The sequence below is a fragment of the Gracilibacillus thailandensis genome (assembly GCF_010994055.1).
In the GTDB taxonomy this organism is placed as follows: Bacteria; Bacillota; Bacilli; order Bacillales; family Amphibacillaceae; genus Gracilibacillus; species Gracilibacillus lacisalsi.
In genome coordinates this window covers 1-4,272 of the sequence record NZ_WJID01000124.1, presented here as the reverse complement: position 1 = coordinate 4,272, position 4,272 = coordinate 1, and the positions used below count along the sequence as shown (strand labels likewise).

The 4,272-nt window shown below is 36.0% G+C and carries 5 protein-coding genes; all 5 read left to right on the top strand.

Annotation, left to right across the window (positions count from 1 at the left end; genetic code table 11):
* The first annotated feature begins 296 nt into the window (after positions 1-296).
* The 5 genes from folP (at position 297) to lysS (ending at position 3,971) form a co-directional block, all read left to right on the top strand.
* A complete protein-coding gene (folP, locus tag GH715_RS21005; RefSeq protein ID WP_153837202.1) occupies positions 297-1,124 on the top strand; it encodes a dihydropteroate synthase in 828 nt (275 codons plus the stop codon).
* Position 1,125: 1 nt separating this feature from the next.
* Positions 1,126-1,491 (top strand): dihydroneopterin aldolase, encoded by a 366-nt coding sequence (gene folB, locus GH715_RS21000; RefSeq protein WP_018934261.1) that lies wholly within the window; start codon positions 1,126-1,128, stop codon positions 1,489-1,491.
* Entirely contained in the window at positions 1,488-2,018 is a 531-nt protein-coding gene (folK, locus tag GH715_RS20995) for a 2-amino-4-hydroxy-6-hydroxymethyldihydropteridine diphosphokinase (protein WP_153837201.1), read from the top strand. The genes folB and folK overlap by 4 nt, the downstream gene beginning before the upstream one ends.
* Positions 1,970-2,212, top strand: coding sequence for a helix-turn-helix domain-containing protein (locus GH715_RS20990; protein ID WP_153837200.1), 243 nt, complete (start codon positions 1,970-1,972; stop codon positions 2,210-2,212). Before folK ends, GH715_RS20990 begins: the two co-directional genes overlap by 49 nt.
* A gap of 277 nt (positions 2,213-2,489) precedes the next feature.
* On the top strand, positions 2,490-3,971 hold the full coding sequence (gene lysS / locus GH715_RS20985; protein ID WP_153837199.1) for a lysine--tRNA ligase: 1,482 nt from the start codon (positions 2,490-2,492) through the stop codon (positions 3,969-3,971).
* Positions 3,972-4,272: the final 301 nt, after the last annotated feature.

The following is a 4,272-nucleotide window of genomic DNA, read 5'->3' as shown; positions in this document are numbered from 1 at the left end:
ACCTATATCATACGAGGGAAGTGGGCAGCCGGAGTGGTAGTTATCATCTCAATATATTTCAAAATTATCTCTTAGGTGACCGCACATCTAATTACCACATTACTTCGCAGTTTATATCTAATGAATAAAACATTCTGATATCTGGTGGGTATCGCAATGTGTTTTTTTCTATTGGATAAAAGTAGTGCTAGTAGTAGAGAATATTTTTCAATAGACCTAAACTTTCAATGTTTATTTGTGGTATAATATTTTGTTATGAATAGATTATAGAATTCGTTTCGTGAGGACGGGGTATCATGGAAAAGTGGTTACGAACAAAAATAAAAGACTATCATTACCCAGAGAAAACATTAGTAATGGGTATCTTAAATGTAACACCAGATTCTTTCTCTGATGGAGGAAAATATAATAATATCCAAGCAGCGATCCGCCAGGCTAAAAAAATGGAAGAACAAGGCGCTGATATCATCGATGTTGGTGGTGAATCAACAAGACCCGGACACACACCGGTATCTGAAAAGGATGAAATAGACCGAGTAATTCCTGTGATTAGAGCACTCGTTGATGAAATCAATATACCCATTTCCATTGATACATGGAAAGCTAGGGTAGCAAAACTATCAATAGAAGCAGGCGCATCGATTATTAATGATGTCTGGGGTGCCAAGAAGGAACCAGATATTGCAAAAGTGGCAGCAGAATTGGATGTTCCCATTATACTTATGCACAATCGGGAAAACCCAAGATATGATGAACTGATGGAAGATGTGTTATCTGATTTAAAAGAAAGTATCCAGATTGCATTAGATGCTGGTGTGAGAAGTGACCAGATTATTCTCGACCCAGGCATTGGATTTGCTAAGACATATGAAGAAAATATTCAAGTCATGCAGGAAATGGAGCGACTTCGAGAATTAGATTATCCTGTTTTACTAGGAACCTCCCGTAAGTCCATTATTGCCAAAACTTTAAATTTGCCAGTGGATGAGCGGGATGAAGGAACTGGGGCAACTGTATGCTACGGTTTGACAAAGGGTTGTGAAATAGTCCGAGTTCATAATGTCGAGATGCATGTAAGAATGGCTAAGATGATGGACAAGCTGATTGGTAAGGGTGGTGCTTAAGATGGATAAAATATACCTTAATCAAATGACCTTTTATGGTTTTCACGGTGTATTTCCTGAAGAAAAGAAGCTAGGGCAACGCTTTTTAGTAGATGTAGTATTGGAAGCAGATTTGAAACAGGCAGGTCAATCAGATGATCTTCAGCATTCCATTGATTATGGCCTTGTGTATCAATTGACGAAGCAAATCGTTGAAGGTAGATCAAAAAATTTAATTGAAGCAGTAGCTGAAGAAGTTGCAGAGACACTTTTATCCCAGTTTGATCCATTACAAGCTTGTACTGTCAAGGTAATGAAACCTGATCCTCCTATTCCTGGTCATTATCAGTCGGTTGCTGTTGAAATTTATAGGGAGAAATCTTTATGAAAAAAGTATATATAGCGCTTGGATCTAATATCGAACCAAGATTAACTTATTTAAATAAAGCTATGGAACAATTAGCTGTACATGATAAAATAGAAATTAAAGATCATTCTTCAATATATGAAACAGACCCTGTTGGTTTTGTAGAACAAGATCAATTTCTGAATATGGTGATTGAAGTTGAAACAGATTTAGATCCTAATTCTCTGTTGAACGTTTGCCAAAGTATCGAACAGAATCTCGGTAGAAAACGGGAGGTAAAATGGGGACCGAGGACAATTGATCTTGACATTTTAGTATATAATCAAGAAAATATAGAAACAGAGCGATTAATTTTACCACATCCAAGATTACATGAACGAGCATTTGTTTTAATACCATTAGCAGAAATAAATTCATTTTTGTATATAGCATATTTCGATAAGAATATAACGGAATTATTAGCAAGTATACCTGCAGAAGATAAAGAAGGTGTAGTCAAATGGCAACCAATCGATGGGGTAAGAGAATCAAAGCATTTCGGAAGTTGAAAGGTTATACGCAAATTGAATTTGCGGATGAACTTGGAATATCGGTTTCGCAATTGGGAGAAATTGAAAGAGGTAAAAGAATTCCTACTGAGGATTATTTAAAATATATTGCAGCTAAGCTCGATATTTCATTAGAAGAGTTGCAACCTAAAATAGAAGAAAATGAAGAGAAACGGTATGTGGAACACAGATGATATTAACATCCGTAACCAGGTTGTTTTAGCACCAATGGCTAGTTGGTATTTAAAAGGAAATGGTAAAGTACGTAATTAACCAAACAGAGTCTAAGAACTAGATGAACTGTTATACGTCTATGTAGAACAACAAGCAAGAGTTTCCTGAGTGTGTAAACATTGACACAGACAAGTTCCTTTTCTATACTAATCATGAATGAATGTGATACTGCCAGTGTGATGCTGGCAGTTTTTTGATATATAATACTTAAATTATTAATTATAGAGGTGAACGAAAATGAGCGAAGAACTGAATGAACACATGCGTGTACGTTTGGATAAAATGAACAGTTACCGTGAACAAGGGATTGATCCGTTTGGTGATAAATTTGTTCGCACACATTTGGCAGAAGAATTAAAAGAACAATATGATCAGTTCTCTAAAGAGGAATTAGAAGAAAAAGCAATTGAAACGACAGTGGCAGGTCGAATTATGACGAAACGCGGTAAAGGAAAAGCAGGTTTTTCACATATTCAAGATTTAAGCGGCCAAATCCAATTATATGTACGGAAAGATAGAATTGGAGAGGAAGCTTATGAAATCTTCAAATCAGCAGACTTAGGAGATATTGTTGGTGTTACAGGTACAGTATTCAAAACAAATGTAGGGGAACTTTCGGTTAAAGCAAACGAATTTACAATGCTAACGAAATCTCTACGTCCTTTACCAGAAAAGTTCCACGGTCTAAAAGATGTAGAACAACGTTATCGCCAGCGGTATTTAGATTTAATTACTAATATGGAAAGTAAAAATACGTTTGTTCTTCGCAGTAAGATCATTCAGTCCATGCGACGCTACTTAGATGAGAGAGGTTTTTTGGAGGTAGAAACTCCAATGATGCATGGTATTGCAGGTGGTGCATCTGCACGTCCGTTTGAAACACACCATAATGCGCTCGACATTCCATTATATATGCGTATTGCCATTGAGTTGCATTTAAAACGATTGATTATAGGTGGTATGGAAAAAGTATATGAAATTGGACGTGTATTTCGTAATGAAGGAGTATCTACTCGCCACAACCCGGAATTTACTATGATCGAATTGTACGAAGCATATGCAGATTATCATGATATTATGGAGTTGGTTGAAAACTTAGTGTCTCATATTGCTGAAGAAGTAACCGGATCTACAACAATTAATTATGGGGATTATGAGGTTGATTTAGCACCAAAATGGACAAGGCTTCATATGGTAGATGCGATTAAAGAATATACAGGTGTTGACTTCTGGAAAGAGATGACGGATGAAGAAGCAAAAGCTTTAGCGAAAGAAAACGGGGTAGAAGTAGAAGATACGATGACATTTGGACATGTTGTTAATGAATTTTTTGAACAGAAGGTAGAAGAGAAACTAATCCAGCCAACGTTTGTGTACGGTCACCCTGTAGCAATATCTCCTTTAGCTAAGAAGAATAAAGAAGATGAACGTTTCACAGATCGTTTTGAACTGTTTATTGTTGGGCGTGAGCATGCAAATGCATTCTCTGAGTTAAATGATCCAATTGATCAGAGAGAAAGATTTGAAGCACAAGTTAAAGAAAAAGAGCAAGGTAATGATGAAGCACATGAGATGGATGAGGATTTCTTGGAAGCACTAGAATATGGTATGCCTCCAACTGGTGGTTTAGGTATAGGTATTGATCGATTAGTTATGCTATTAACTAACTCACCGTCGATTAGAGATGTTTTACTTTTCCCTCAAATGCGTAATAAATAATAGTATAGAAGAACCTTGACTGTCTTGGTCGAGGTTCTTTTTATGGGAGTAATTAAGATAGAAGGTGACTGATTTAAAAAAAGTGAAAAAAGTTGTTGACTTTAATTCTTAATACGTGTTATATTATTAATCGTCGCTGAAAACGACATGACAAAAAACATCGATCACGCCTTAAAAATGCAACTTGAAATTTTAAAAAAGGTTGTTGACATAATGTGAGTGAGATGATATGATATAAAAGCTGTCGCAAAAAACGGCAGTCACATTGATCTTTGAAAACTGAACAAAACAACCAGTATGA

Excerpts from the sequence above, each read along its gene's own strand:
- folB (WP_018934261.1), top strand. The coding sequence starts at position 1,126 with ATGGATAAAATATACCTTAATCAAATGACCTTTTATGGTTTTCACGGT.
- folP (WP_153837202.1), top strand. The coding sequence starts at position 297 with ATGGAAAAGTGGTTACGAACAAAAATAAAAGACTATCATTACCCAGAG.
- folK (WP_153837201.1), top strand. The coding sequence starts at position 1,488 with ATGAAAAAAGTATATATAGCGCTTGGATCTAATATCGAACCAAGATTA.
- GH715_RS20990 (WP_153837200.1), top strand. The coding sequence starts at position 1,970 with ATGGCAACCAATCGATGGGGTAAGAGAATCAAAGCATTTCGGAAGTTG.
- lysS (WP_153837199.1), top strand. The coding sequence starts at position 2,490 with ATGAGCGAAGAACTGAATGAACACATGCGTGTACGTTTGGATAAAATG.